Origin of the sequence: Ancylothrix sp. D3o (genome assembly GCF_025370775.1) — a bacterium.
Taxonomy (GTDB): domain Bacteria; phylum Cyanobacteriota; class Cyanobacteriia; order Cyanobacteriales; family Oscillatoriaceae; genus Ancylothrix.
Genome location: NZ_JAMXEX010000003.1, coordinates 299962 through 326596, shown reverse-complemented (window position 1 = coordinate 326596; position 26635 = coordinate 299962). Strand labels below are relative to the sequence as shown.

Genomic DNA, 26635 nt, shown 5'->3' with positions numbered 1-26635 from the left:
CTTTTCAGAAAAGTTTAATAGCTTATCATCATTCTTAGCTTTTATTTAAAAGCCCTTAAAAGGGATATAAAAGAGAATTATCTTTAGTTTGATTCTGGCAAAGTTGTAAATAAATCAACGCCAGTCTATCCTGGGGATGCAGGCGCAAACATTCCGCAAATAAAACAGCAGCTTTGTTAAATTGTTGGTTACTATACAAGCATAACCCTTCAGTAAACCTTTCCAGAGTTTTCAACTTCGCTTCTTTTTCTTCCGGCGGATCACCCTCAAAAACCTCATAAATTAAAACAGATTCAGATTTGCCTTTCACTTGAACTTCATCCACCTGGCGCATTGCATAATTTTCCGGCGTTTTTAAGTGCGAAAAAGTCCTCTGAGTAATCAACATCGACACCCCATAATGTTTCGTTAAAGTTTCAACCCGCGCCGCTAAATTCACCGCATCACTGATCACCGTGCTATCCATTCGGTTTACACCGCCAACCGTCCCTAACATTAAAGAGCCGGTGTTAATACCAACGCCAATTTTAATAGCTGGATAACCACCCTGACAGCGATTAAAATTATATTGGCGCAGCTTTTGTAGCATCGAAATACCGGCTTTCACTGCATCATCGGCGCTTTCCCCAAACAGCGCCATAATGGCATCGCCAATATATTTATCAATAAACCCATTATTTTCAATAATAGCCGGCTCCATCCGCGAAAGATAAGAATTAATAAACTTAAAATTATCTTGAGGCGACAATTTTTCCGAAATCGTAGTAAAATCCCGAATATCACAAAACAAAATCGACATTTCCTGCTCTACCGCATCCCCCAATTTCACATCCACAAGGCTTTCATAGCCCAAAAAAGATAAAAACTGATTTGGCACAAACCGGCTCGCAGCTTCCGTTAGTTGGAATTCCGTTTCTAAAGCCTTTTGCAAATTACAATTAAGATCCGCTAATTGTTTTGTCCACTTACTGCGCTCCGCTTCCGCTTTTTTTCGTTCCGTAATATCAGTAAAAGCCGCAATCGCATAAATAATATTACCTTCTTCATCATAAATCGGCGTTCCCCAAACTTCAATCGGAATGCTCTTATCGGCTTGACGAATTTGCCAATCATCAAGATACACGCTTCTGCCTTGAAGAGCACAAAAAATTGCATCCTCTTCTAAAGGATATAGTTGGTTAGTCTTTGCTCGATAAATTTGATAAGCTTCTCGCAATGCCTCAAGATTTGCTATTTCCACCCTTCCTTTGCCAAGCAACTCCTGAGCGCGAGAATTAATATAAAAAGGTTTACCTTCCGTATCTGTCACCAAAACCCCCACCGGCATCGCATCTAAAAATTTTTTTAAACGTTGTTCTTCCTCATGCAGTTTAGAAATTAATATAGATTGTTCACTTAATAAGCCTTGCAAAATATTATTAAATTCCACAATCTGAGCATTTTGCTGCCCTAGTTTTTGCTCTTGATTGTAACTATTAAGCGCTTCTTTAACCGTCAATATAAGGTCTTCAGATTGCCAAGGTTTGGCAATATAGCGATAGAGTTTAGCATAATTAATTGCATTTCCAATTGCTTCTAAATTTGCCTGCCCTGTTAACATAACCTTAAGAGTATGGGGAGAAATCTCTTGAACCCGCTTTAAAAGTTCATCACCCTTCATATTTGGCATCAAATAATCAGAAATAATTAAAGGAATTTCTCGCCCCTCCTCCTGCAACTCTTCAATTAACTCTAAAGCCTCCTCTCCCCCTTCGGCAATTTCAATGGCATAATCTTGATAAAAAGCATTTTTTAGCTCTAACTTTAAACTTTTAAGAAGGCTAATCTCATCGTCTACACAAATAATTACTGGCTTTTTCATAGGTTAGCTAAGGCAGATTTAAAGAAGATCATTAACCTAACAGGAAGAAAACTTTCCTATTCTTTATCACCGGCACCCATCCTTCATAAATTTTTTTACGCAATCAAACTCACTTTCCTTAACAGCCATTCTAACCTCAGAAACAGGCTTTCATGTATTTTTCCAACCTTAAACCCACCTAGCCCTCCACAACACCCATAAAACTCTTCCCTAGCTTCTTACCCTCTGCCAACAACAAAAACCGGGCAGCTATTAGCACACCCGGTTAAGTTCAAATTAGGAATTTCAACTTTAATTTTGCCAATTCCCCTATTCAGCGCTTTTTCAGCAACAACTGATTAAACAGTCACAGCCTTCTTAGGAGCGCTGTTAAGTTCGCCTTTGGCATACTTGCGTGCAAATTCTTCCTGAGAAACTTGCTTAATCTTGCTGGCATTACCGGCAGCACCAAACTGCTGATAACGATCTGCACAAACCTTCTGCATATACTTAATCGAAGGCTTCAAGAAGTGGCGGGGGTCAAATTCTTTGGTATTTGTACCCAAAGCTTCCCGCACCGCAGCAGTAATCGCCAAACGGTTGTCGGTGTCAATATTAACCTTACGCACACCGCACTTAATGCCTTTTTGGATTTCTTCGACAGGCACCCCATAAGTTTCAGGGATAGTACCGCCATACTGGTTAATCAAAGCCAGCAAATCTTCCGGCACCGAAGAAGAACCGTGCATCACCAAGTGAGTATTCGGCAAGCGGCGGTGAATTTCTTCAATGCGGCTAATTGCCAAAATTTCGCCAGTCGGCTTACGGGTAAACTTATAAGCACCGTGAGAGGTACCAATTGCCACCGCCAGCGCATCCACGCCGGTTTGCTCAACGAAATCAACAGCTTGATCCGGATCAGTCAGCAATTGAGAATGATCCAGTTTGCCTTCAAAACCGTGTCCATCTTCAGCTTCACCCATGCCGGTTTCCAAAGAACCCAAGCAACCGAGTTCACCTTCAACACTCACACCAATAGCGTGAGCCACTTTCACCACTTCGCGGGTAACAGCAACGTTGTACTCATAGCTGGCGGGAGTTTTAGCATCCGCTTCCAAAGAGCCATCCATCATTACGCTGGTGAAACCGTTCTTCATGGCAGAATAGCAGGTGGCCGGTTCATTCCCGTGATCTTGGTGCATCGAAATGGGAATATGCGGGTAGGTTTCCACCGCAGCCAGAATCAGATGGCGCAAAAAGTTTTCACCGGCATAGTTACGAGCGCCACGAGAAGCTTGCAAAATCACCGGGCTATCGGTTTCTTCTGCTGCCCGCATGATCGATTGGATTTGCTCCATGTTATTGACGTTGAAAGCCGGCAAGCCGTAACCGTTTTCCGCCGCGTGATCGAGCAGCAACCGCATAGGTACTAGCGCCATAGATATTCCTCCTAATTCTGTATTGTCAGCGAGTTGGTTTTATAGCAGCCTAATTCTTACGACAATCTTAAGATACTTTGACACTTCTGCGAAATTATTTTGTCATTTGTCAAAAGTCATTAGTCCATAGTCAAAATTCATCGACAACCGACTGAAGCGAGATAAAAGGCTCTTTGTTACGCCTTATCCCTAAAGCCTCAAACTTACTGATCTCTTTTTCTAAATGGGACGCCCGGGATTCGAACCCGGAACTAATCGGTTAAAAGCCGAGTACTCTACCGTTGAGTTAGCGACCCGCTGTGTGTTCTTCGCTCACACCTTTAATACCATAACACATCCTTTGAGAAATGCAAGAGGTTTTTTTAAAAAAATGTCACACTCAACCGGACTATGGTTTCACAACTAGCCCCAGGAGCAAGCCGAATCAAGGGTTTACCGGCATTTAAGGCATTTCGCGGCGCGCTCCAAGGTTCAATACAGCAATAATCTTTGCCTTTGATAGTCCAAAAAACCAAAGTCGTATAAGCACTGCTATAGCTAACCGTCACCCGCAGCCGGCGGCTATTATCGGTAAAATTCGCCGCCAGGCCGGTAATTTGGGGAAAAGCCAAATCCAACTCATCTGGGGTCAAATCAAAATGACCGTAATAGGGATGTTTGGTTTGCTTAATTTGGTCGATATACTGCACCGCTGGAATTTCAAAGCGCAACTGACTTTTATCTGGTGTCAAAAAATAGGGATGGAGGCCGGTGCAAAACGGCATCGTTTCCTCAGATAAATTTGTATAGCGCTGAAAAATTTCTAAGGCATTTCCCTTTATCGTGTAACTAAAAGCCAGCTTAAAATCAAATGGATAAACAGCACGAGTTTCCTCATTACTGTGCATAACCAAAGTGAGACTAGCCTTATTATCCGTTACCTGGTCACTGACAAGCCAAGCTGCATCGCGGGCAAAGCCGTGTTGTTTGAGCGTGTACTGCTGGTTTTGATAACTGTAGGTATTATTGGGCAAATTCCCGCAAATCGGAAATAAAATCGGGATTCCTCCCCGGACGCTGAGCGCAGGGTTGGCAAAGCGTTCGGCATCCAGGTAGAGAATTTCTTTGCCTTTAACCTGCCAGCCGGTGATTATCCCACCCCGTTCAGGAACGACTTCAAGAGAAGACTCGGCGGAGTCGTCTGTGAGAGTGTAGGTTTCGTACTGCTGCTTATTAACGGCGATGGCAAACACAATTGTCCTTGGTTGGGTGTCAGTGGTAGCTTGGGAGGCGGTTTTTGGCCGACCGGCAGATCGATAATAATTCAAAAATCTTACAGAAACACCGGCAGGTCTATATTTTTGTGGTCGGTGGTCTGGATACCAGCAGCCAAATTGACTGTTTGTAAATCCTTGGGTTTGGAATAATAAGACAAATTAAACGAATAAACAGGCTGTGCCGGCGCTTTGGAGTGAGGTTCCGCATTTGCAGGAGCAGACAGCGGTTCTTCGATAAAAGGCTCTGAAATAAACGGATCAGCCTCAACAGAAGATTCTGCCGGTTCTGGCAATTCGGTTTGCGGCCAAAGTTGCTCATCAAGATAATTTCGGTGAATGATATCACCCGGAAACACCGGCATCTCAATCAAACGTTTCGATCCTCCCGACGTTTTCACAAAACTTTCTCCAGTGAAAGTAGGAGAAGGTTCTTCAATGATGCTTTTTGCTGGCATAGATTGAAGAGAACCCTCGGCTACGGAGGCTTTAGGCTGGGTTTTGGGAGCATAAATAATCATAGGCGAAGTCATAGGCCGGTTAAAACTCAAAGACATTTCCTCTATTGTTTGGAGAATTGCCTCGCCTTCTGAGCCATCAATTACCTGCGGTTGATAAGAACGCACCTGCACCGGCAAAAATTCTACCTTCATTTTTCTGTCTTTGAGCGAAACCTTCAACACAGCCGTATCAAAATCACTTTGGGTTGTTTCGCCAAAAATAAAGTTTCCCAAAGCATAAGCAATGGGCCGGCCCTTATAAATTTCTGCACCCTGTAAGCGTTCTGGGTGGTAGCCCACCACCAAATCCGCCCCGTGATCAATGGCAAAATGAGATAATTCTACTTGCCACTCGCTGGGAACTTCGCCGAGTTCTGCATGAGTGTGATAATTAATAACCACCCAATCAACTTGAGTGCGGATAGCTTGGATATCTTCTTTAATTTGAGCTTTCAGTGCCGCTTGGTTGTCAGCATTGGCTTGTTCATAAGCCAGATAAGCTATACGTTGGCCTTTGACATCAATAATCGACGGTCGCCGCGATTGTAAAGCATTTTCACCGGCCCCAACATAATGAACCGCAGCTTGTTCTAAGCTGCTTTGAGCTTGTCTTTCCACGCCACCGGCCACCGTTACGAGATCGACTCCTTCGGAAGCGAGGCGGTTGGCTGTCACAAAAGCACTTTCAGCACTCACAGAAGTCGGATCGAGGCTAACGGTAGAAAAATCAGCCTCGCGGTAGATGTCAACTTGGGGTGAAAAAGACGGTTGTTCGGCGCCGGTGGTGTTGGGAGTTAGATCCTTGCCAAACATCAAAGTAACGATGGGGTCGTTTGGGTTGAGGACTTGATTGTGGGGGATAACCGCTACCGTTTCCTTGGCCGTTCGCACCGAGAGGGGACGAACTTGGGGCACCGACGACACCGGAGAGACAGCCTTAGCCAGACGCGAAGACGGCAAAATCAAATGATAAGTAAGACTGGCGCTGAGAACAAACGATGTAATCGCCGTTCCGGCAATCAAGAGCGCCCGGAGGGTTTTAAAATTGATCTGCTTGGCGGCGTCGTCGCGGTGGCGGCGCACAGATTGAGTGCGACGTTGGTTTGCTGGGGTAACAATGCGGACAGATTGTTTCCAGAGGATATCTGAGTTGCTACTGGTTCGCGCTACGATCCGAACGCCTTGGATCACATCAGAATTGAGCCGCCAAATTTGATGGCAGATCGACTGAACTATTGGCTCTGGTTCTGGCGAGTGTGGCGACTCGATTAAGATTTGTACACAGCCGGCGGAAGCCTTTTCGACACGCGCATGAATGCCTTGGGGCATCAAAAAGGTGTTTATCCAATAACTCAACGCCCGGAAATTGCCGGCTCTCGCCATATCTAATACAGAAGGTTGCCCAACAACACTATCAAATGTCGTCATTCCAATTCAGACCTCAACACACACTACACGGCTAAAAGACTAGCACCCCAACCGCGATCAACAGCATAACAATACTCTAATCTTTGGGGAGGCACTATCGTGTACAAAGCCTGTAAACAGATACCCAGGAGGTAATACAGTTTTTGGCTGTCTTTTCTATCATTACCGATTTAATCCCCATCCCAGACTGCAAAGAGTCGGAGAGCTTGTCAGTGACTTAAATCACATTTACCGATAATTTAAGATCACGTCTACCTGGGATCTTGATCGATCCGGATTTTTCAAAAATCCCAGATATTTAATGTAGACGGTTATTTAGGGGAGATCCGGGCTATTATGATTCGCACACTTGTTGAATCTGCTTTGAACACCGGTTGCCTCAGTGTTGAATCTGAAGGTCTTATCCGCCAAGTCCTGGCGATGAAGGGCTATGGAGTGGACGATTTGGAGGCGCTTACCAACCTCTGCACTGCTTTAGCTGCCGGTCGCATTGAACGTGAAAGTCGAGGACAGGTTTGTTGGACTATTGAGCCAAATCTGGCCCTTTATTCCTAGTCTGCACCGTTATAACTTCTATAAAAGCTGGTTCTGGTATAAATTCTGCCGGCGATTACCTTTTCCCATCCAGGGGAATGCCGGTTCTGGGGCCAAAAGATTTTTAAAGGTTAGTTTCGGGTGCAGTTTATCAAATCTTTATATTTCTCTGGGGAGGGGCGATTCCCACCAGGGCTTTTTTGGCTGTGATCGAAACTGACAGGTATTGTTTGGTTATTTAGTCTAGCCTACTGGGGTGAAATGGTAGGATAGGAAACGTATTTAATGGATTCCTTAAAAGATTGTTATGACAACTGTGATTAGTTTTCCGAATGCGCCCGATGTCAGCAGTGATGATTACTTGGTGCTTGGGTTGGCGACTTGTTTTATTAAGGAAGATGGCGAAGTGCATGAGGTGAACGTTGTTGAGCCAATTCCTTCGGCTGCTTTGGAAGCAATTGTGAAAGGAATTCCTACTTCTTATCAAGTGGCTAAGGCTACTACTTTGGGAGAAGTTTTAGAGGGGGATTCTCTGAAGTTGCCGGCGGATTTTCCATCAAATGCTCAGTTTTGTGATGATTTTTCTTTTCGGGCAATTTCTGCGGCTCGTACTTATAAAAGCCGGCCTTCTGCACAGTCGCATATTCCTTTGGGAACAAGTCGCAATGATTTTAAATATTCAATTGATCGCAAGCGGGTTTTAAATTCTCAGCGGATTATTCGCACCGAAGATAATGTAAAACAACACGAATATACCCACAAGGTTTTGTAGTTTTGGAGGGTGGGCTGTTGCCCACCTTAACCTTAGCTTCTTCCGGTAGCTGCAATTAATCGGGAAAGTGAAATGCGAATAGCGTTTAATTCTGCGGGCGGATTGCTTAAAAATTCGGTGTTACTAGCAAGAATCATGGCATTATAAGCACGAATTGCTGCTTTTAATTGTTCGGGGCTGACTTTTCCTTCAGTTAAAAGACCGGCCAACCGAGAGGTTAATTCTTGGGCAACGGCGACGGGGGGTGATCCGGGGCAGGGGGTTAATTGTTGCCCAGCGGGGACGGAGGGTGATTTGGGGCAGGAGGTTAAAGCGGTGGTGATGTTGGCTGCTGCTTGGGTGCTATTTGTGTCGGTGAGGAGGCTTAAGACGGTTTGCTGGGTGGCTGCTGGGATGGGGGTGCCGGTGCCGGTTAGGGTGTTGGCGCTTAGTTCGCTGATAACGGTTGCGGCGGCTTGGTTTACGGCGGTTTGGACGCTGACACCGCCTTGAAATACGGTTTCTGTTCCGCCTTGGGTTTGGGTTGTCGGGGGGCCACCGGCAATGTCGGAGGTGGTGGGGATGGGGCCGGTGCTGTCTGATTGGTTGCCGGTTTGGGCGATGGCTGGTTTGATGGTGGTTAGGATGAGGGTTGTTAGGGTTAGGGCAATTTTTAGGACTAGGTTGTATTGTTTTTGCATGGTTTTGGAAGGTTTGAGGTTGATAAAAAAACCACTGGTTAGTGGTAAACGTTGCAATGACAAATGACTTGTTATCTGTTGCCGGTGGGGAAGCTGTAGTTATAGCCTATGCCAAGGATGAATCTTGCGCCGTCGCCTGCGTTGCCGGTGATGTCGGCGATGGCGGGGGTGATGACGAGGGGGATGTCTTTAAAGGGTGCGATGGATGCGCCGAGGGTGAGGTCTTGTCCTGTCCAGTCGGCTATGATTGAGACGGGTTCTGCAACTCGGACTCCTATGCTGCCAAAGATGTTGACGGAGCCTTCGTCGTTGTTGATGTCATTTTCTGAGCGAAATCTTCCCCCGCCTAAGCCGAGTGAGGCGGTGATTTGGCTGAAGGGTTCGGAGGCTTTTTCTTTGAGGGGGAATATTTTGCTAACAACTCCGTAAACGCTGCTACCGGCGTCGGTTTCTCCCCAAACTATGGCGTTTTCTATGCCGAGTGCAACGGCGAAGTTTTCGGGGAGTTGCCGGTGGACTTTGAAGCTGAAACCGCCGCGTTCAAAGGCATCATCTCCAAGTAAGCTGAGGACGGCGAGGGTGACTTCTACTCCGACGGATTTTTGGGCGTCTCCGAATCCCATTCCGACGGATATGCTGCCGTCTGCATCGTCGGTGTAGCGGGTTCTGCCTTGGAATCCGATGCCGGCAAAGGTTCTTCCCCAGCTTGCGCCGAAGGCGGTGGGGGTACCGGAACTGGAACCGGGGGCTGCTGCGGCGCCTAGGGTTGCGACTTCTAAGGTGGCCGGTTCGGTTAATAGGTATTGTTGTCGGAGTTGTTGCAGTTCTGGGGATACTGGCGGTGGAGTGGGTTGTTGGGCTATGGGTTGGGGAAGGAGGAGGCCGGCGCTTTTTTGGCTTTGATTAAGTGTGGCTATGTTGCTGGGGGCTTTGTATAGGTCGGGTTGTTTGATTTGGTTTGTTGTGTCAGGGTTTGAGGTTATGTTTTGTGCGAGCAATGGGGTTTGTTTTTTGATGGGGTTGTTGTTGGTTGTGGCAAGGGCGATGTTGCTGTAAGAAATTGCTGTGGAAAGGGTTGCACCGGCCATAATTAGGTTTGTTAGGAGGCCGGTTTTTGTTTTGACAAGTTGCGGAAAAAAGTTCATGTTTTGCTCCTCTTTTTACACCAATAAAAATTTGACGTTTTTGCGAATAGGGGTATGGTAGGGTGCGTCGAACCTACCCTACCATAGAAGTTGGTTTTCGGCGGGGGGTGAAGGTTGCGGCGGTTGTTGAATGCTTGGGGCCGGTTGGGGGGGCGGGGCGGGTTGTTTATCACCGCCGGCATAGGGCGTTTGCGGTTGGGTTTGGGGGGTGTTTGTCGCTAGAGGTTGAATATGTGTTTGCAATCTTTGTACCCAGCCTTGCACCTGTTTTAAATCGTTATTTTGTGGCTGTTGTGAAACTTTTTCATTGATTATTTCTAAGGCTCTACTGTAGTTAGTTAATGCCTCATCATAATTTCCTAAAAATGTCTTCACTAAGCCTCTACCATACCAAACAGGATAGAAGTTTGCATCTATTTTTATGGCTTTTTCATAAGCTTCTAATGCTTGGATAGGCTGCAAAGATCGCCAAAATTTATTACCCTGGTTTGCCCAATAAATTGCTGTCTCTGTTTCGGTATTTTGCTCTTCTGCCCAAGCTAAAATGTAGAGGGTTCCTATTGAGTCTAATTCATTTTCATTTAATTCTGCTGGAAGAGTTGTTTGCACGTTTAAAGGTAGCTGTATTCCAGTTTGGGAGGTTTTGTTTAAAAATTCTCGAATTGGAATTGATAAACTATAGCCTATTTGAACTCTGCGCTTTTTTTGGGAAGATTCATCATAGACTTTTTCTCCCTCATTTTGTCCGTGAACAGCAATTATTCTTCCATCCGTATCAAACACCGGCCCGCCACTCATCCCCGGAAAGGTAATACTGGTATAAACAGCTTCGTATCCTTCCTCAACAGGACGAATTTTAAACCCCACAATTTTATCGGGCGGCACCATCCGGCCTACACTAAAATGATACTTTAACTCTGTGATATCGATGTTGTTAATTCCTGGCCATCCAGAAGCAAATACAAATTGTCCATATTCTCTCACCGTTCGTCCATCGGCAAGGCGGACTTGTCTTTCACTTCTTAATTTTGGGTCATAGTTTGCTAAAGTTGCAAGTTGATAATTTTTGTCGCTTGTAAATTGAAAAATTGCTAAATCTAAATTAGGCAATTTTTTGATTGTGCTGTTGTTTACTGTATATTCTTCACCGTCATGGGTTTTAACTTTTAACTGATAAGGTCTTTGGCAAACAGGGTTTTGATCTCTACAGACAACGTGATTAGCAGTAAGAATGGTGTAGGTGTTTCCTTGTTTGGCGATGATTGACCCAGAACCGTTACCTGCTGGCTGTCCTGTATCTGGGTTTGTTTCAGGGATTAATACTGTAACTTTTTCTGCTATTGCTTGAACTTGATCTGCGGTTAAGGCTGTGGCAATTTGTGGTGCTGAAAATAGCATTGCTGTTGCAAAAATAGCCGCCCGTATGACTTGATGATTTTTCATTTTTTTGCTCAAGGTTTTTAGACGATTGATGTCAGTAGAAACGTTTTTTACTATGTCTCTACCGATTTTTACCACAGGGGTACCGGCTGAGAATTTACTGATGGCAAGGTTTCTTGAATTGGATAAATCTCTGGGGGTACGGGTGAAGGTGTTTGATTTTCTGGTTGGCTAATTGGCTGGGGGCTGTTGTTAAAACTGGGCGTATTTTCAGGATTATTAATTTCTATTTGGGGCTGATTTATGTTTAAAACCGGCCTGCTTTGTGGACGAGTATTTCCCATCGCTAATTCGATATAAGTTTGAATGGGAATTGCCCAACTATACCGGCTCATTTGCTCTTGCATTAGCGGTGATGCTGAGGTACCATCACTAAAAACGTAGGGGTTTCCCCAAAGCGGATAAGCATGAATTCCATTTACACCAATTAGTTGCCCTTTGCTGTTAAGAACCGGCCCGCCACTCATGCCTTTTTCAATGGGGTTTGTGTATCCCAGTTGATACCCTCCGGCAAAGGTTTTATTGCTAAATAAAGAAATTTGGCCGGTGGTGAATAGAAATCCTCTTGAGCCGGTTAATTCTTGATCGAAGGGAAACCCTCCTGCAACAACTTCTTCACCTATTTCTAAGGTTGAGGAATTGCCAAAAGATGCCACTGTATAAGCATTATTACTGCGAAAAGTTAGCACGGCTAAATCATTATCACCAAAACGCAGGGTTTGGACTAGTTCAGCGTTGTGGGTTTGACCGTCGGCGGTTTGAATTTGATAGGAAGTGTTGCTTTTGATGACGTGATGATTCGTCAATACTGTATAAATATTGCCTTGTTTATTTATCAAAATTCCTGAACCCCAACTTTTGGGAGCCGGTATTCTGACGGTAATTTGTTCGGTAAGCCGGCGTAGTTGTTCGATGGAAATTTGACTGGGTTGAATTTGAGATAAAATGCCTTTAAAGTCTTGTTGGGCAACAGATTTTTGGGCATACAAATGTGCTGGCAATCCCAAAAAAAGACTGCCAACACAGGCAAGAAAGATTGTCTGTAATTTCACGTTTTTTGTCCTGTCTTGGAAAAAAGGTGCTGTCAGAAACCCGATTTCTTAGAGAAAGCGGGTTTCTACAAGTAAGCTGCTTAGAAGATGCCGCCGCCGCCTTGGCTGGGTTGGGCCGGTGCACTGGGGGCTGCACCGGGGGCTGCACTGGGGGCTGCACTGGGGGCTGCTCCTCCGCCTTCTTGCTCAACGGCTGCATTGTTTATATAGTTGTTTAGATCGATGGTGATAGAGCCATCATCAGCGGAACTTTCGTACAAGGGGCCAGAAGCGCCAGCGGTGGCTCGTAGGTCAAAGAGTTGTTGCACGGAGTAGGCGGCGTCTTGACCGGGTTTGAGGGTAAAGAGTAAGTTGCTGCTGTTGCAGCCACTACCTTGACTAGCACAGACAACTGCTTGGCCGTTCACATAGCCGGTGGTGATGTGGGTGAGTTGACCTTGGTTGTGGAGATTTTGAAACCGGCCTGTTACTTCCTGACAGCGGCGTTCTGGCGTATATCCAGCATCACTAAAGTATTCAGAATACCAACGCACCACAGCAACCCTCTCGCCGTTTGGCCTGATGGCGTAGGTGGTAGGGAGGCCGGTGGTGTAACTCATAGAGCAGATAAATCTGGTCGCTTGCGCTTGGCTGGGTTGTTGGAAAGCAACTGTTGCTCCCACTGTCATTGCCATAGCTGTTAAAACTGTCGTCGTCAATTTATTTTTCATTGTTTTCGCCTGCTCTCAAGGCCGGCTTTCTGATTAAATCCGAATTTTTATCGGTTGAATTTATTTTAACTTAAAACTACCTTTAGGTAGATTTTTTTACATTTTTAAATATTGAAAATTTTTGATTATTTCGTCAAATAAATAGCTTTTAATTATCAATGAGAAAGCAACAAATTTACTTTTTTTAAAAAACCTAAAATTATTGATGAGTTGCTAGAAAGTTTACCCTACTGCTTCCCAGATATTACCTATTTTAGCGATGCAGGCTTGGCCGGTGTAACCCTTGCCTATAGGGGAAAACACCGGCCATTAAGTAGCAATCATTTTGGCAAAATTATTCTTTACATAAACCTCATAAAGTTTCATTAAATCTTTACGGTTTTTTGAGAAATAAGGAGAAGAAGTAAAAATTATTAAAAACAAATTACCGGCCCTAGCAACTCTCCCCAGAAAAACCACCGGCCAGCAATTCAGTAGCTTTCTGAGGTTCTAAAGGCTTCGAGAACAAATACCCTTGCCCAAACCCACATCCCAACTCGCCAAGCCGACGCAACTGTTGAGCAGTTTCGATACCTTCCGCCGTTACCTGCATACCCAAATTTTGCCCCAGAGCAATAATTGTACGCACAATCTCCGTATTAGCAGGAGAAATATCCATACCAGACACAAAAGAACGGTCTATTTTTAGAGTTTGGATAGGAAAACTATAAAGCCGGCTCAAAGAAGAATAACCCGTCCCAAAATCATCTATCGCTAACTGCACTCCCAGGGTTTTTAAATGAGCCAGCTTTTGCGTCAACTCAAAGCAATCTTCATGCAAACAACTTTCCGTAATTTCCAACTTCAAAAGCGAAGGCTCACAGCCAGTTCTCTGTAAAATTTCATCTATACCCTCACTGAAATTTGCTTGCTCCAATTGCTGACAAGAAACATTAACACTCATCGTTAAATTATCCAGTTTAGGATATCGCTTTTGCCATTCGGACAATTGCCGGCAAGCTTCCTCCAAAACCCACCAACCCAAAGGCACAATCAAGCCAGTTTCTTCAGCAATGGGGATAAACTCATTCGGCGAAACCAAACCCCGCTGAGGGTGAAGCCAACGCACCAAAGCTTCAAAGCCAGAAATCTTATTTGTTGCTAAACAAACAATCGGCTGATAATAAAGAGTAAAAGAATTTATTTTTCCAGACTCCCCCACCGGCACAGAAGTTCTAGCACCGAGAGAGCGACGCAATTCTGCTTCTAACTGCCATCTTAAAAGAGCTTGAAGGCGCATAGCCGGTTCAAACACCGCCACATCCCAGCCTCGTTGTTGAGCACGACACAAGGCTAAACCGGCATCCTGCAATAAATTCGCAGCCATCTCACCGGCATCTTCACAATGCGTTATTAACGCAATACCTATCGAGCCAGAAATAGACAAATCATAACCTTTTAAATAAATCGGCAAACGTAACTGCTGATGAATATAATTTGCCAACTCCAATACAACCTCAATTTCTGCTATTTCTGGGAAAAAAAGACCAAATTCATCGGCATCTAAACGGGCTAACAAATCATTAGGAAAGCAACTTTTAAGACGCTCTGCCACTGTTTTGATTAATAAATCTCCACCGTGATGCCCTAAACTTTCATTAATCGCTCTAAAACGATCCAAATCTAATATCAGCACAGCCCCTTTGCAAGGGCCGGCCCAAAGGCGAGAATGGTAAAGAGTTTGCTGTAATTTTTCGATAAACCCGTCGCGGTTGGGTAAACCTGTCAACTGGTCGATAGTCATTTGTGAAGATACTTCTGATACAAACCGGCCCTGGGTTGCTTCTGTCACTACAGCTATGATGCCGATAATATTTCCCGTTTCGTTTCGTAAGGGTGTTGCATTATGTTCGCATATCCAACCATTAATTTCTGTTGTCCAACTCACATTATTTCCCGCCAAGCATTCGCACAACCGCTCAAACATTCCGGGCTGGTCGGGGTAAATCTCCCAAACAAAACGGCCCAATACCTCTGAGGGTTGTAAGCCCCAGTGAGCCACCGACTGTCCCTCACAAAGGATAAACAGACCTTGGGGATCTAGGGCGTAAAGAATAACAGAAGCGTTGGCTACTAAAGTTTGAAGGAACGCCTCATCGGCATTTGGTTGTAAAGGAAAAGCCGCCGATGGTTTAGCAGGACTTGGCTGAGAAAAAGACTCGACTCTCACAGTTTTTGCCGCTTGTGAGGCGGAGATTGCTAAACTTTGGCTAAAAGTCTCCATCGTTTTGTTTCCTTGGATAAGCTGTGCGTTGGGGAAGGCTTCGATTTTTTCTATGCCCTAGGGCTTAAAGCGGCACGGCAATTCACCTTTGAACAAGTTTTTTACAGCAGGTTAACGGACTAAGAGTTTTTAGCTGTAAATCGCTGGCAATAAAAGGTATCTTTTGCGGTTGTGAAAGCGGCGAGAGGGCGAAATATAAATTAACAATATAATGTGAATGGCTGTTAAGGACAGAGGGTTGAAACCCCACAGGCTAAAGGAAAGAAGGATGCTAGGCCATTAACCGATTCTTCAGATGTGATTAGCTGCTTTTAAAGATGTTAAGAAAAGTAAACACAGTCGGCTAGTTTTGGGTCAATCGTTCAACGAGAAAATCAAGAGAATTTTGAGGGTTCTGTATATTGAACCGTCGAGTTTAGAGAAAATTAATCTCGATGCTTTAATTATGAAATTATTAGGGGATATCTTCGGTGATTAAAAACATCTGGCCGGTGTATCATCGATCATCAATGGCGGCGATTTATGTCACAGAGCGTCGGGCCGGTGAAGATCACGCAGCCGGTGTATTCTCACTACGAAGCTGTTGGCGAGAGCAGCGCAACGACGAAAAAAGAGGGTTGGGGGAAGAGGTTGGTTTTGGCAAATGCTCAAAGGACGCAATGACAAACGCGGCTAGGCTAGAGTAATTTGTAATTTCAGGGTCAGCGTTGAGGGGCCGGCGAAGACGAGGAGTAAATTGGTGAATAAATTTGTGGAAAAGACAAAGCGTTTAAATTCTCAATCGCAATTTCGGGGTGCGGTAGCTCTCAGTGCCTTATTTTTGGCAATGAGTCTAGCAAACACCAAACCGGCCATATCATCGTTTCCAAAACAAACAATTTTTGCCGAGTTGCCGGCACAACCCACACCAGCACCGGCGCAAGCACTCCCTAACGATGAGCAGCGGATACAACAATTAGTTGATCAAAGGGTACAACAAGAAGTAGACCGCGCCTTTAGCAGGGCTATCGGTTTGCTAAACGCCTTACTCGTCGTTTTGGCATTGTTGCCAACCCTGGCTGCTTTCGGAATATGGTATCTGCTCAAAGAATTTCAACAGCAGACGATCTCGCAGCGCAGCGAGGTCGAAAGTCTCAAAAACGATGCCCTTGCCCAATTAAAGGCAATTATTTCATCGGTTGAGCCGATTTTGCAACAACTCGAACACCAAAACGCTTTTGCCCAACAAACTTTAGCCACATTTGAGGCTGTCGCCAATGCGCCGGTGAGTGTTCCGCCACCAGAAAGCGAAACTCCCCCCGATGTGCTAACGAACACTCAAAACGCTGTCGAACCGGCCGGCGTATCGGCAACTGCCATCAATAACCCGCCGCCTGAGACACAGGAGACACACGAAACACAGGAGACACAGGAAACACAGGAAACAAAGGAAAGCCAAACCTTAAGTGCTGTTGATTTTGTCAAACAAGGCAATGGGCTATTTTTTGAGCGGCGTTATGAAGAAGCGATTGCCGCCTATTCGCAAGCGCTGCAACTTATGCCAGACTATCATCAAGCTTGGAGTAACCGGGGCAGTGCGCTGTTTAATTTAAACCGGCATCAAGAAGCTCTGGCCTCCTATGACCGCGCCTTGCAAATAAAACCCGATTATCTCGAAGCTTGGAATAACCGGGGAAGTGCCTTAACTCGCCTGCGCCGCTATGAAGAAGCCATTGCATCTTATAACCAAGCGCTGAAGGTGAAACCGGACTATGCCGAAGCGTGGTATCACCGAGGACAGACTTTGGTGGAAATGAACCGGCCCACTGAAGCGCTAGAGTCATTTAATAAAGCCATTGAGGTTAAATCGGAATATGGCGATGCTTGGTACAACCAAGGCAAAATTTTGCAACAGTTAAAGCAATATGATGAGGCAAACAACGCTTATGAAAAAGCGACTCAATTTAAACCAAATGATTCCGAGATTTGGCATCAGCGGGGCAATTTGCTAACGCAATTGGGCCGGTATCCAGAGGCGATTGTTTGCTATGACCATGCGGTGCAGCTTAAACCAGACTACTATCAAGCGTGGACTAATCGGGGCAGTGCCTATGCAAAATGGTATCGCTATGAGGATGCTATCGCCTCCTATAATGTGGCTGTGAAACTCAAGCCGGACGATGCTGGAATTTGGTATAACAAGGCTTGTTGTTATGCAGCCGGCGGTTATGTGGATCAATCTCTTGAAACTTTGCAAAAAGCGCTTGCACTTAATCCCGCAGAATATAAGCAGTTAGCGAAAACTGACCCGGATTTTGATGCGATTCGAGAACGGGAATTGTTCAAGCAGTTAGTTGATGTATAGGGCCTTTTTTTATGAAAATCAAACATTCAGTTGTTTTTGTTCTTTCTACTCTGCTTTTGGGTGCCGGTGCAATGTCGGCAGTTGGGCAACCGGCAGCCCCAACTGCTCCTGCTGCTAAACCTTCTGTAGCCCCAAAAGAAACTGTTTTGTCTCAAAAAGAACGCGAGGAATTACAACAACGCCGCGAACAAGAACGTATCCAAAAAGCGGTTGATAATAGTGTTAAAAATAGTTCGGAACTGCGTAATCAAGTTCAAGCAGAGGTGAATCGGAGTTTTGGCTTTACGACTTCTTTGTTAAATCTTTTGTTGGGTCTTTTAATTTTGTTTCCAATTGCGGGAATTATTGCTTTGTGGCTGTTGCGACGCCATTTAGCTTCTCAAATTAAAACAGAAGTTAAACAAGAATTGGGTCAAGAGGTAAAAGCAGAATTGGTGAGATCAATTCATGCCGAATTGGAACCAAAAACCCCAACTAATTCGACGGCTCCATCAAATAATGGGGAAAATGTGGGGCAGTTAAAGGAACTGATTTCTATGGCAATGGCGACGCAAAATTTGATTTCGGAAACTCGCCATACAATAGAAAATTCTGTGAACTCTCAAGCAAAAGCGGAGGAGCTTTTAAAGGATGTTTTTGAGCGTTCGCAGCAGCCTCCTACAGATCGTTTAAATGAGGGGTACGAACGGCCAGAGCAACAAAGTCAAGAGCCTTTAAATAACCAAGTTTCTCAGCCGGGGAGTGAACCGCCTCAAGACGGTTTTAATAATAATTATCAACCGGAAGAGGCGCCGGTGGAAGAGCGAGTGACGGAGGTGATTTATGAACCTTATGTTGAACAAAGACACAATCACTCGACTAATGATGTTTATCAGCGTTATGAACCTACGCCGCAAGTACATTTAGAAGAAGATGAGTTAGATGACCGGCTGCTTGATGTTACGCCGCAATATTCTAATGGGGGTGAGGCTAACCCCCAAGAAGTTATTGCTCATTGTGACCGAGCAATTCAAGGGAATTATGAGGATTATCAGGCGTGGTGTACTAAAGGGGTGGCGCTATCACAATTGGGGCGTTTTGAAGAGGCTCTGGGCGCTTTAAATAAGTCTTTGCAGTTTAATTCTGAATTTGCGGATGCGTGGTATGAAAAGGCTCGCTGTTATGCTTTGCAAGGAAAAACTGATTCGGCTTTGGAAAATTTAAGACGTTCAATTCATCTCAACCCAAATAAAAAACAAATGGCAAAAAACGATGCTTTTTTTAATGCAATTCGCCAAAATATCGGCTTTGAGGAGATGGTGACGGCTGGATAAATTTGTCAGTTGTCATGGGTTTAGGGCGGGTTCGCCAATCGGCGCCGCCCCTACATTGGTCAACAGTCAAAGGACAAATGAATATTGACCCGTTACAGATATTTTTTCAGCAACAATTCAAGTTTTTGTTTTGTGGCTGCCGGCACTTTATCTAAAGGCGTTAAAATAGCATACTTCAAGGCAGAATGAGCGCTACTTTCGGGGGGGTTTTCTGTTAACCGGCGCACGGTTTCTTGAATGACTTTTTGGGCGTTGGTGGCGTTGCGGTGTAAGTTGGCAACGACCATTTCAACGGTTACGCTGTCGTGATCTGGATGCCAGCAATCATAGTCTGTGGCGAGGGCTAAAGTTGCGTATGCGATTTCGGCTTCGCGGGCTAATTTTGCTTCCGGTAAATTCGTCATGCCGATAATGGTGGCGTCCCAACTGCGATAAAGATGTGATTCGGCTTTGGTGGAAAAGGCCGGCCCTTCCATACAAACATATGTACCGCCTCGATGTAAGCTGACATCGGGCAATTGTAAACTTTCGACTGCATCTGCCAAAACTGCGGCTAGTTTGGTGCAAATCGGCTCACCAAAGGTAATATGCGCTACAATTCCCTCACCAAAAAATGTAGAAATGCGGTTTTTAGTGCGGTCAATAAATTGATCGGGAACTACCATATCCAGCGGCTTGACTTCTTCTCTGAGTGAGCCAACGGCTGAGGCTGAAATTAAATACTCTACTCCCAGACTTTTCATGGCGTAAATATTGGCCCGAAAGGGTAATTCTGTGGGCAATAGGGTGTGGTTGCGTCCGTGTCGGGCCAAAAATGCTACCCGTGTGTTGTCGAGGGTTCCTAAAATGATGGCATCGGAGGGCGGGCCAAAAGGTGTGTCTATTGTTACTTCTTCGACATCTTTGAGGGCTTCCATTTTGTAAAGTCCGCTACCGCCGATGATGCCAATTTTTGCATGAGCCATGAGAATTTTTTGCCTTTTTGTTGTGCCAAGCTATTTTACCGGGAAAGTTGCGTGGCTTGAAAAATTTGTTGTTTTGTCAATGATAACAATCACTAAAATTTAACTAAATTATCACGATTTTCGGGTTTGCTGAGGGAGACTTTTGTGCCGGAAATCCTTTAAATTAGAAAGATTGCTCTTTTTGACAATTTCCCCTTAATTTGATCCCCATGCAACTATCAGAGTATCTATCTACTATCTCACTAGAGCAAGTAGTCGAGCGCATCTTTAGCCTGCGCCAAATTACGCGATTTGACCAGCGTTTGTTAATGACTTCGCTGCTCTCTAAAGACCTTTTAACGGAAGCTGATCACAAAAGTATCAATAAAGTTTTTGATGGCCTCCAGCAAGGTTTAATTAAAGTTGCTGATTAACACTTTCGGCAAGTGTCAACCTGGAAGTATCAAAAATTAGCGTCTTGTGGCCGGCCAGGGTATTGTTCTATCTTGTGCTAGTTGCTGGGAAACGGCTTGTGCTCCAAAACGGTTGAGGTGGCTGGGGTCAGCAAAATAATTATATTCTGTGAGCCACCGGCTCGATAAATCCCGAAACATAAAGCCTGCACTCCCAGCCGTTCTCCACATAAATTGCACAAATTGTCTTTCATGTCTAAGCCGTACCGGATCTAAATAATCTCGCGTTAACGGCAGATTGACAACGAGTAAAGGAATGCGGCGGGATTTGGTAAAGGCGACTATAGATTGCAAAGCAATTGTTTGTTCTCCTTGTAAGCTGAAATTGGCATAGTCTCCGTCATACTGGCCGGCAACACGGGGAAAGCGTTGGTAATAGGTGTTGGGGTTAAAACGGGTGGAAATGGCGTTAAAGCCATTGAGGGCGGGGTTGTTGGTTGGGTTGGCTTGGGTTTGGGCGATTTTTTGGGATGTTTTGGCGGCGTCGGAAGAGAGTTGAGTGATTTGGCCGGTGGACTCAGCCCAAGATACGGGGATCTGGGGTAGAAAATTAATCGGATCGCTATTTAATCCTCCGGGGGGGATGGTTGTGGGACGGCTGGGCGGGGGGCTGTTCGGACGTGAGGGTGTGCTGGGGCGTGAGGGTGTGCTGGGGCGTGAGGGTTTGCTGGGGCGTGAAGTTGGGGGCGTATTCGCGGGTTTGGTTGGGGTTGGACGGTTGCCGGTGGTTAAACTTTGATATCCTTCTGAAGCAATGATGGCATTATAGGTTCGATCAATGCGTCCGCTATTAAATGCTCTGACGCCATCAGCCCAAATAATCATTCGGGGTAATTGTTCGGGGGTTAAAATTTGCCGCAATAATACTTCTACAACTTGGGCTGTTGCGCCATTGATGCCAAAGTTAAATATTTTTAAATTGCTGTTTCCTCTGGCTGCTATTGCTTGCTGTAATACGGCTGGATCGATGCCTTGTACTCCCCGCGAACTACCGACAATGAGGATATCGGGGGGGCCGGAAATTGCGGTGAATTTGAGATATTTTTCAAGTTGATCGTCGAGGAATTCACTATCAAAACTTGGAAAAGGAACGGAGGATGGGTTGGCGGCAATTTGCGGGTTTTCGAGTTTGGTTTGATCAATAAAATCGGTTTCTGATAAATTGGAATTAATCTCGGCTTGAAACGATGTAAGGATGGAAGTTTGGGCGACAACCGGGGCCGGTATTATTCCTAAACAGGCAAAAGTCAGCAGTAAGTAATGGTTGATTTTTTTCATAAATATCAGCGGTGAAAATTTGGCTAAAATTTACAATTTTTCAGAAATGGTAGGAGTTGGCGGCTAATAATTACGGTTTTTCTTTTTGTTCATCCGGGTTTTTTGCTCGCTTTTTTGTTTTTTACAAACCCTGTTTTGTAAAGAAACCGGGTTTTTGGTGGAGTTATCTTAAAAAGGCTATTTATTGCAATAGCCAAAAACCAGTATAGGTCATGCCTGAGTCATCGGGGCGGATTAAAATAAAGTGTAATTGGTGTGATTGTTGTTTGCGTTGTTGATAAATTTGACCTGCTTTTGAGACTTCGGTATCTTCAAAGGTTGCTAGTACCCACCTGTCTGCTAAACCGGCTTCTAAAATTAATCCGTCGGGAGAGCCGGGGATATAATTTAAGGCAGTGGGTTGGGTTTCTTGGAGCCATTTTGCTAAACGCATTGATTGCCGGCCTGCATCTATAATAATGCCGGGGATGGGTGTGGTGGAGGCTATGCCTAAGTTGACTGGATAAAGTGATTTTGGCATATTTAAAATTGGAATGGGCAAGTCTGTAAATGCGTCTATTAAATCAGCGGCATTTAGGGCTGCAAAACGCCATTGTTGCCCTTGAATGGGTGGGGGGATTGGGGGGTTGCGTTCGATGGCAAGGGGGTCAAAAATTTCGCCGGTGTAATATTCTGAATTTTGATAATTTTGCTCGGCTAACCAAGTTTTTAGCTGCTGACAATGGGGGTTTTGTTGCACCGGCACCCCTAAGATTTTAGCACTGGTTTCTATTAAGCCTAAACACTGGGGACGAAAGACGTCAAAACGCTCTGGCAAAGTTCCCTGTTGAGCGGTTTTGATAGTTTTGGTGAGCCACTCTGCATTAACCTGTGATTGCGGACAAAGCGAACTGTACCTAAAGCCGCTATCTGAGGAGTCACAGAGGCATAATTCCCAGAGAGTTTGTCCGGTTTTATCTTTGTAGGGGCGTTTGGAGAAATCTATTTGCCAAATTTGCATTTTATCGGGAGCTTAAAGAGTGCTGTTCACTATCATAAACTAAAGCGAGGAAATGTTATCATAAGCGAAATAAAATGGTTAGCATTTAATTTTTTGAAGTTGGGGATAAGGAATGAAAATGAAGAGAATTTATTTGATGAGTGCAGTGGTGGTGATGGGGGTGCTGGGGATGGCTATTGGTGTGGATGCTCGCAGCCAAAGCGAATTTTCTCATGGGTGCGGGACTGGTTGTGCGGTAAAAGTGAAGAGAATTAGCGATGTTAAAAGTATGCGTTTACCTTCGGGTCAACAAGTTAAGAATGCTACTTTTGTACAGCAACAGTTTATCAATGGGCAGTTAAAAACAAGCAGTCAGAGACAATTTTTTGCAGATTGTCAGCAACGACAGTTAGCATCGGCAGATCAAAATTCTATTCCAAAACAAAAGGACTGGAATCAACTGGCCGGTGATGATAGTGATTATACAACGGTGGCGGGGGGAAGGGGTTTTTATTTTGATGCGCTGTGTAAGTAATTGCTATAGTCAATAGTCATTTGTCCTTTGTCATTGCTCTTCCCCCTTTTAAAGGGGGGTAGGGGGGATCTCATTGGTCAATTGTCCTTTGAATAATGACATTTGACTAATGACATTTGACCAATAACAGATCAAAAACCCTGTTTCTAAGGTCAAAGTTATTTTGTCCTCTCTAGGTTAACTTCAGTCAGTTTACGCTTGACGGGTTGGTGAAAAAATCCTAGGTTAATTTTTCTATGCAAAAAGAAAAATTATCAAAAGCTGGCAAGCTTAAAAATCGTTACTACTTCCGCCACCGGCCAGATTTTAAAGACTCCTATAATTCAGTAATTTTTCGGATTTACGCTCCAGAAAAAAAGCGTTATTCTTGGCTGCTATAAACATAACTGGTAAACAAGAAACACCTGAAAAATCCCGGTGTATCTTGATCATAACGGCGTGCATCTATTTTGTGGGAGTTTAAAAATGGCATTTGAGTTAGATGACTTAAACAGCACTTCACTCATAAGTAATAACAACCTAGATAGTGAATCAAACAGCCTTTTTAACTTAATTCCGCCGCTTTCTGGCACCATGACAAGAGAATCGCCAGAGATTTATAATGATAAACTGGTGCCTGAATTAATCGTCATAGAAAATTTAATTACTGCTGACATTACAAAGGCTGATTGTGGAAAAATAAAAAGTGAAGCTAATCAGAGCAAAACCCAACCGCCTGCTTTGAAGAAACAAAAATCAGCCGCTTATGACATTGTTACAGGTTTGCCGAATAATAGCAGACCTCAACCAGTAGCCGGTGCGGTGGATTGTCCTAAATCTCATAAAAATCAGTTATCTAATTGTATCACCGGCCAACTCGAAGAACCAGCCATTATTAAATCCGTTGAGCCGGTAAGTGAATTTACACCAATTATTGCAGAAAATTCGCCCATAGAACCGGCTCTTATTGTTTTTGAAACCGCAATAGAACCGGCTCCTATTGTTTCTGAAACCGCAATAGAACCGGCTCCTATTGTTTCTGAAAATCCGATAATAGAAACGTCTCCTATTGTTTCTGAAACCGCAATAATAGAACCGGCTATTATTGTTTCTGAAAATGTCGTTCAATCGGCTTCTATTATTTTTGAAACAGAAATATTAGAACCGGCATCGGCAATAGAACCGACAGTTTTTGAACTGAGGACACCACAAAGTTTAGGGCCGGTGCAGTTTAGTTTTCCTAGAGAATCACAACCGTTAATCGGAATAATAGACACCGGATTTTCTGCCCATAACCCTGATCTTAACTATTCAAAAATAATTTTAGGATCTGACCGCATTGATGGTGATAAAAATCCTCTCTTGCAAGCAGGAAAAGGCGACGAGCATGGTACTGCTGTTTTAGGAATAATAGCGGCTACTAAAAATAACGGCATTGGTATTGAGGGAATCAATGACGATGCACCCATTTGGGTAGGACGTGCGGTGGGTTCTGGTAAATGGGAAGAATCTTTAAGAGAATTTGTAGATACTGCTGTTGCTTCATCACAACCAAATGCAATTATTAACCTCAGCTTTGAATTAACAGAGGTTAACGATTCCTATAGCATGAGTCCCCGCTTTGAATTAACAGCTAAAGAAAAAGATGCTATTGAATATGCACGTCAAAATAACGTTTTAATTGTAGTAGCCGCTGGAAATAAAGGAAAAGAAGTGTCTGCTTTAGCCGGTGCATCTAAAGAGTTTGACAATATTATTACCGTTGGGGCGGTAGATAATTGGAATCGCGCTGATTATTCTAATTATGGGGAAGGTTTAAGCATTTTAGCTGAAGGTGGTACGCAAGAAAAGCCCCTATTTTCCACAGTAGGAGAGGGAGTGGGTAAAGTTGTTGGAACCTCAACCGCCGCCGCTACAGTAACGGGTGCAGCGTCCTTAGTTTGGGCTGCAAATCCTGAGTTAAGTTACCAACAAGTTAAGGTAATTCTATTAGAGACGGCTACTGATTTGAATACAGCCGGTTGGGATGCGCTTACGGGTTTTGGGTTATTAAATGTTTCTTCATCTGTGGAAAAGGCATTACAAATTCTTCCAGAAAATACCAAATTAGAAACAGGATTTTTATCCAATCCTATAGAGACTTTAATACCGATAAAAAACCCGGTTTCTGAACCCACAAACGTAAGTCCTATAAATAATTCCCTGATTAGTGAGAGTCCGTTGGCAGAAGTTCAAGCGGTGCCGGTATCTTGGCTAGAAGAAGGTGGGTGGCCAACTGACAACTCAGGTGATTCTAGCAACAGCGATAATAGTATCCCCATAGCGATTTCAGTAGGGAATTCAGGGGGTTTTAGTTCTAATGGCAGCACAGTTCAAGTAGTATCACCATATCCAGCAGAAGATACCGGTAATTGGTATGACGAAAGCAGCGAAAATTCTGAATCTTCTTCAAGTAGTGATAACTGGCACAGCAGTGGAAATGGTTATGAAATTAATAGCAGCAGTCAGAGTTTTAATGAATGGAATAATAACTCTTACTGGGATAGCACTTGGGTGATGTATCAAGGTAGCCAAAATAGTGAGAGTTCTTATTCCTCAAATTCACATTATTTTTATCCTGGTTACAGCAGTGTTAGCAATAGTTCTAGCTCGTCTAGTAGTAACTATTCTTGGGAACAAAAATATCGGTGGTATGGATATGAGGGCTACAGTAACTCAGAAAGCTTGTGGTTTAATGATTCGCAATCTTTTAATAAAGTTACAAGTGATTGGTATAATTCTTTTAGTCAAAGTAGTAGCTATGGGAATGGAAGTTCTAAAAGTTTTAGCAATTATAATGAGAACTCTTCGACTTCGTACAATAGCAGCGATAGCTACTCGTCCAATAATAGTCAGTCAGGAATAACTTACAGAGATGGTTCATCTTCAGAAAGTATCAGCTTTGGTTCAAGTTGGTCAAAATCTGAGGATGGGTGGAATAATAGCAGTTATTGGTCAAATTCTACTGGTTCTAGTTTTGGTTATTTCTGGAGTGAATCTATCTGGAATGGGGGAAAAAGTTGGTCGTGGCAGTTAAATGGTTCTGATGGGGAATCGGGTTCTCAGAATTCCGATTATTGGAATCGTGGTAATAATTGGTCTTTGTCAAAATATTGGTATCAGTTGGATAATGGCTATCGGTATTGGAGTAATTCTTGGAGTTCTTATTTTTGGGATAATGAGCAGTATTACTCTGTTTATGAAAGTGGCGGGGGGGATACGAATGGTTATAGTTATAGCTCTCAGAATGTGTATTTTTCTGAGGGATATGATGCCGGTGAGGGTGATTTGTTGGAGGCCGGTTTTGGTGGAGAGGGTGGTTCTGGAGGTGGAAATCCTTATCCATTAAATCCAGAAGTAGACAGGGCTATCATAGAATATTTAAATAGTGCTAATGGCCCGGTTGGGAATAGAAACTATTGGAAAAATGCTGTGTTTCAACAGGCTGCTGCTTACATGGATTTTTTCACTTTTTTTGTTTTTAAATTCAAATCAGAAGTTATACCAAAAATAGATAATCCTGGGACTTATACCACAAATCTTCCTGATGAAACCACTATTATTGTGCGACCGAACGCTACTAGCGTTGATGCGCCTACTGTGGAAATTCAACGACCAACAGGTGCACCATATAAAATTAGGTATTTACCTATTGGAGAGACGCTACCATAAATAATAATACCGTTGTTTACCAA

At 44.1% G+C, this 26635-nt stretch carries 21 protein-coding genes and 1 tRNA gene; 8 read left to right on the top strand and 14 right to left on the bottom strand.

Features of this window, described 5'->3' with window-relative positions; genetic code table 11:
• Positions 1–55: 55 nt before the first annotated feature.
• From NG798_RS08735 to NG798_RS08715, 5 genes are all read right to left on the bottom strand, one after another.
• Positions 56–1861 carry an adenylate/guanylate cyclase domain-containing protein gene (locus NG798_RS08735; RefSeq protein WP_261221987.1) on the bottom strand — a complete coding sequence of 602 codons (1806 nt, stop codon included), beginning with the start codon at positions 1859–1861 and terminating at the stop codon, positions 56–58.
• Positions 1862–2199: 338 nt separating this feature from the next.
• On the bottom strand, positions 2200–3279 hold the full coding sequence (fba, locus tag NG798_RS08730) for a class II fructose-bisphosphate aldolase (RefSeq protein WP_261221985.1): 1080 nt from the start codon (positions 3277–3279) through the stop codon (positions 2200–2202).
• Between the two features lie 224 nt (positions 3280–3503).
• A tRNA-Lys gene (locus NG798_RS08725) sits at positions 3504–3575 on the bottom strand.
• Between the two features lie 66 nt (positions 3576–3641).
• The gene (locus NG798_RS08720; RefSeq protein WP_261222179.1) at positions 3642–4511 is read right to left on the bottom strand and encodes an aldose epimerase; all 870 of its coding nucleotides are present in this window, start codon (positions 4509–4511) and stop codon (positions 3642–3644) included.
• 80 nt (positions 4512–4591) lie between these two features.
• Entirely contained in the window at positions 4592–6460 is a 1869-nt protein-coding gene (locus tag NG798_RS08715) for a CapA family protein (protein WP_261221983.1), read from the bottom strand.
• Positions 6461–6796: 336 nt separating this feature from the next.
• Between NG798_RS08715 and NG798_RS08710 the strand changes: the two genes are divergently transcribed.
• Positions 6797–7015 (top strand): hypothetical protein, encoded by a 219-nt coding sequence (locus NG798_RS08710; RefSeq protein ID WP_261221982.1) that lies wholly within the window; start codon positions 6797–6799, stop codon positions 7013–7015.
• A 286-nt stretch (positions 7016–7301) separates the two neighbouring features.
• Positions 7302–7766, top strand: coding sequence for a hypothetical protein (locus NG798_RS08705; RefSeq protein WP_261221980.1), 465 nt, complete (start codon positions 7302–7304; stop codon positions 7764–7766).
• 32 nt (positions 7767–7798) lie between these two features.
• On the opposite strand, the gene NG798_RS08700 is transcribed toward NG798_RS08705, so the two are convergent.
• The 6 genes from NG798_RS08700 to NG798_RS08675 all read right to left on the bottom strand — a co-directional run bounded on the left by NG798_RS08700 (position 7799) and on the right by NG798_RS08675 (position 15056).
• Positions 7799–8446, bottom strand: a complete 648-nt coding sequence (locus tag NG798_RS08700) for a hypothetical protein (RefSeq protein WP_261221978.1) — start codon at positions 8444–8446, stop codon at positions 7799–7801.
• Positions 8447–8517: 71 nt separating this feature from the next.
• Complete coding sequence (locus NG798_RS08695; protein WP_261221976.1) at positions 8518–9591, bottom strand: hypothetical protein; 1074 nt, start codon at positions 9589–9591, stop codon at positions 8518–8520.
• Positions 9592–9669: 78 nt separating this feature from the next.
• The gene (locus NG798_RS08690; protein ID WP_261221974.1) at positions 9670–11034 is read right to left on the bottom strand and encodes a tetratricopeptide repeat-containing serine protease family protein; all 1365 of its coding nucleotides are present in this window, start codon (positions 11032–11034) and stop codon (positions 9670–9672) included.
• 68 nt (positions 11035–11102) lie between these two features.
• The gene (locus NG798_RS08685; protein ID WP_261221971.1) at positions 11103–12083 is read right to left on the bottom strand and encodes a serine protease; all 981 of its coding nucleotides are present in this window, start codon (positions 12081–12083) and stop codon (positions 11103–11105) included.
• An 80-nt stretch (positions 12084–12163) separates the two neighbouring features.
• Complete coding sequence (locus tag NG798_RS08680; RefSeq protein ID WP_261221970.1) at positions 12164–12793, bottom strand: COP23 domain-containing protein; 630 nt, start codon at positions 12791–12793, stop codon at positions 12164–12166.
• Between the two features lie 433 nt (positions 12794–13226).
• Positions 13227–15056, bottom strand: coding sequence for a bifunctional diguanylate cyclase/phosphodiesterase (locus tag NG798_RS08675; RefSeq protein ID WP_261221967.1), 1830 nt, complete (start codon positions 15054–15056; stop codon positions 13227–13229).
• Positions 15057–15526: 470 nt separating this feature from the next.
• Here NG798_RS08675 and NG798_RS08670 point away from each other — a divergent pair, with 470 nt between their 5' ends.
• From NG798_RS08670 to NG798_RS08660, 3 genes are read left to right on the top strand one after another with little or no spacing between them, the layout of a single operon-like run.
• Positions 15527–15742 (top strand): hypothetical protein, encoded by a 216-nt coding sequence (locus NG798_RS08670; protein WP_261221966.1) that lies wholly within the window; start codon positions 15527–15529, stop codon positions 15740–15742.
• Positions 15743–15795: 53 nt separating this feature from the next.
• Entirely contained in the window at positions 15796–17400 is a 1605-nt protein-coding gene (locus NG798_RS08665) for a tetratricopeptide repeat protein (RefSeq protein ID WP_261221964.1), read from the top strand.
• 11 nt (positions 17401–17411) lie between these two features.
• Complete coding sequence (locus tag NG798_RS08660; RefSeq protein ID WP_261221963.1) at positions 17412–18713, top strand: tetratricopeptide repeat protein; 1302 nt, start codon at positions 17412–17414, stop codon at positions 18711–18713.
• A gap of 92 nt (positions 18714–18805) precedes the next feature.
• Here the strand turns inward: NG798_RS08660 and NG798_RS08655 are convergent, their stop codons facing one another.
• Positions 18806–19678: an S-methyl-5'-thioadenosine phosphorylase gene (locus NG798_RS08655; RefSeq protein WP_261221962.1), complete on the bottom strand. Its 873-nt coding sequence runs from the start codon at positions 19676–19678 to the stop codon at positions 18806–18808.
• Between the two features lie 209 nt (positions 19679–19887).
• On the opposite strand from NG798_RS08655, the gene NG798_RS08650 reads away from it, so the two are divergent.
• A complete protein-coding gene (locus NG798_RS08650) occupies positions 19888–20091 on the top strand; it encodes a hypothetical protein (RefSeq protein ID WP_261221960.1) in 204 nt (67 codons plus the stop codon).
• Positions 20092–20127: 36 nt separating this feature from the next.
• On the opposite strand, the gene NG798_RS08645 is transcribed toward NG798_RS08650, so the two are convergent.
• Entirely contained in the window at positions 20128–21408 is a 1281-nt protein-coding gene (locus tag NG798_RS08645) for a hypothetical protein (protein ID WP_261221959.1), read from the bottom strand.
• Between the two features lie 181 nt (positions 21409–21589).
• The gene (locus NG798_RS08640) at positions 21590–22408 is read right to left on the bottom strand and encodes a Tab2/Atab2 family RNA-binding protein (protein WP_261221957.1); all 819 of its coding nucleotides are present in this window, start codon (positions 22406–22408) and stop codon (positions 21590–21592) included.
• A 112-nt stretch (positions 22409–22520) separates the two neighbouring features.
• On the opposite strand from NG798_RS08640, the gene NG798_RS08635 reads away from it, so the two are divergent.
• Together NG798_RS08635 and NG798_RS08630 are read left to right on the top strand one after the other, a co-directional pair.
• Positions 22521–22922 (top strand): hypothetical protein, encoded by a 402-nt coding sequence (locus NG798_RS08635; RefSeq protein WP_261221955.1) that lies wholly within the window; start codon positions 22521–22523, stop codon positions 22920–22922.
• 465 nt (positions 22923–23387) lie between these two features.
• A complete protein-coding gene (locus tag NG798_RS08630; RefSeq protein WP_261221953.1) occupies positions 23388–26612 on the top strand; it encodes a S8 family serine peptidase in 3225 nt (1074 codons plus the stop codon).
• The last annotated feature ends 23 nt before the right edge of the window (positions 26613–26635 follow it).

Coding starts and splice junctions, on each gene's coding strand:
- NG798_RS08735 (WP_261221987.1), bottom strand. CDS start 1,861: ATGAAAAAGCCAGTAATTATTTGTGTAGACGATGAGATTAGCCTTCTT.
- fba (WP_261221985.1), bottom strand. CDS start 3,279: ATGGCGCTAGTACCTATGCGGTTGCTGCTCGATCACGCGGCGGAAAAC.
- NG798_RS08715 (WP_261221983.1), bottom strand. CDS start 6,460: ATGACGACATTTGATAGTGTTGTTGGGCAACCTTCTGTATTAGATATG.
- NG798_RS08710 (WP_261221982.1), top strand. CDS start 6,797: ATGATTCGCACACTTGTTGAATCTGCTTTGAACACCGGTTGCCTCAGT.
- NG798_RS08705 (WP_261221980.1), top strand. CDS start 7,302: ATGACAACTGTGATTAGTTTTCCGAATGCGCCCGATGTCAGCAGTGAT.
- NG798_RS08700 (WP_261221978.1), bottom strand. CDS start 8,446: ATGCAAAAACAATACAACCTAGTCCTAAAAATTGCCCTAACCCTAACA.
- NG798_RS08695 (WP_261221976.1), bottom strand. CDS start 9,591: ATGAACTTTTTTCCGCAACTTGTCAAAACAAAAACCGGCCTCCTAACA.
- NG798_RS08690 (WP_261221974.1), bottom strand. CDS start 11,034: ATGAAAAATCATCAAGTCATACGGGCGGCTATTTTTGCAACAGCAATG.
- NG798_RS08680 (WP_261221970.1), bottom strand. CDS start 12,793: ATGAAAAATAAATTGACGACGACAGTTTTAACAGCTATGGCAATGACA.
- NG798_RS08675 (WP_261221967.1), bottom strand. CDS start 15,056: ATGGAGACTTTTAGCCAAAGTTTAGCAATCTCCGCCTCACAAGCGGCA.
- NG798_RS08660 (WP_261221963.1), top strand. CDS start 17,412: ATGAAAATCAAACATTCAGTTGTTTTTGTTCTTTCTACTCTGCTTTTG.
- NG798_RS08655 (WP_261221962.1), bottom strand. CDS start 19,678: ATGGCTCATGCAAAAATTGGCATCATCGGCGGTAGCGGACTTTACAAA.
- NG798_RS08650 (WP_261221960.1), top strand. CDS start 19,888: ATGCAACTATCAGAGTATCTATCTACTATCTCACTAGAGCAAGTAGTC.
- NG798_RS08645 (WP_261221959.1), bottom strand. CDS start 21,408: ATGAAAAAAATCAACCATTACTTACTGCTGACTTTTGCCTGTTTAGGA.
- NG798_RS08640 (WP_261221957.1), bottom strand. CDS start 22,408: ATGCAAATTTGGCAAATAGATTTCTCCAAACGCCCCTACAAAGATAAA.
- NG798_RS08635 (WP_261221955.1), top strand. CDS start 22,521: ATGAAAATGAAGAGAATTTATTTGATGAGTGCAGTGGTGGTGATGGGG.
- NG798_RS08630 (WP_261221953.1), top strand. CDS start 23,388: ATGGCATTTGAGTTAGATGACTTAAACAGCACTTCACTCATAAGTAAT.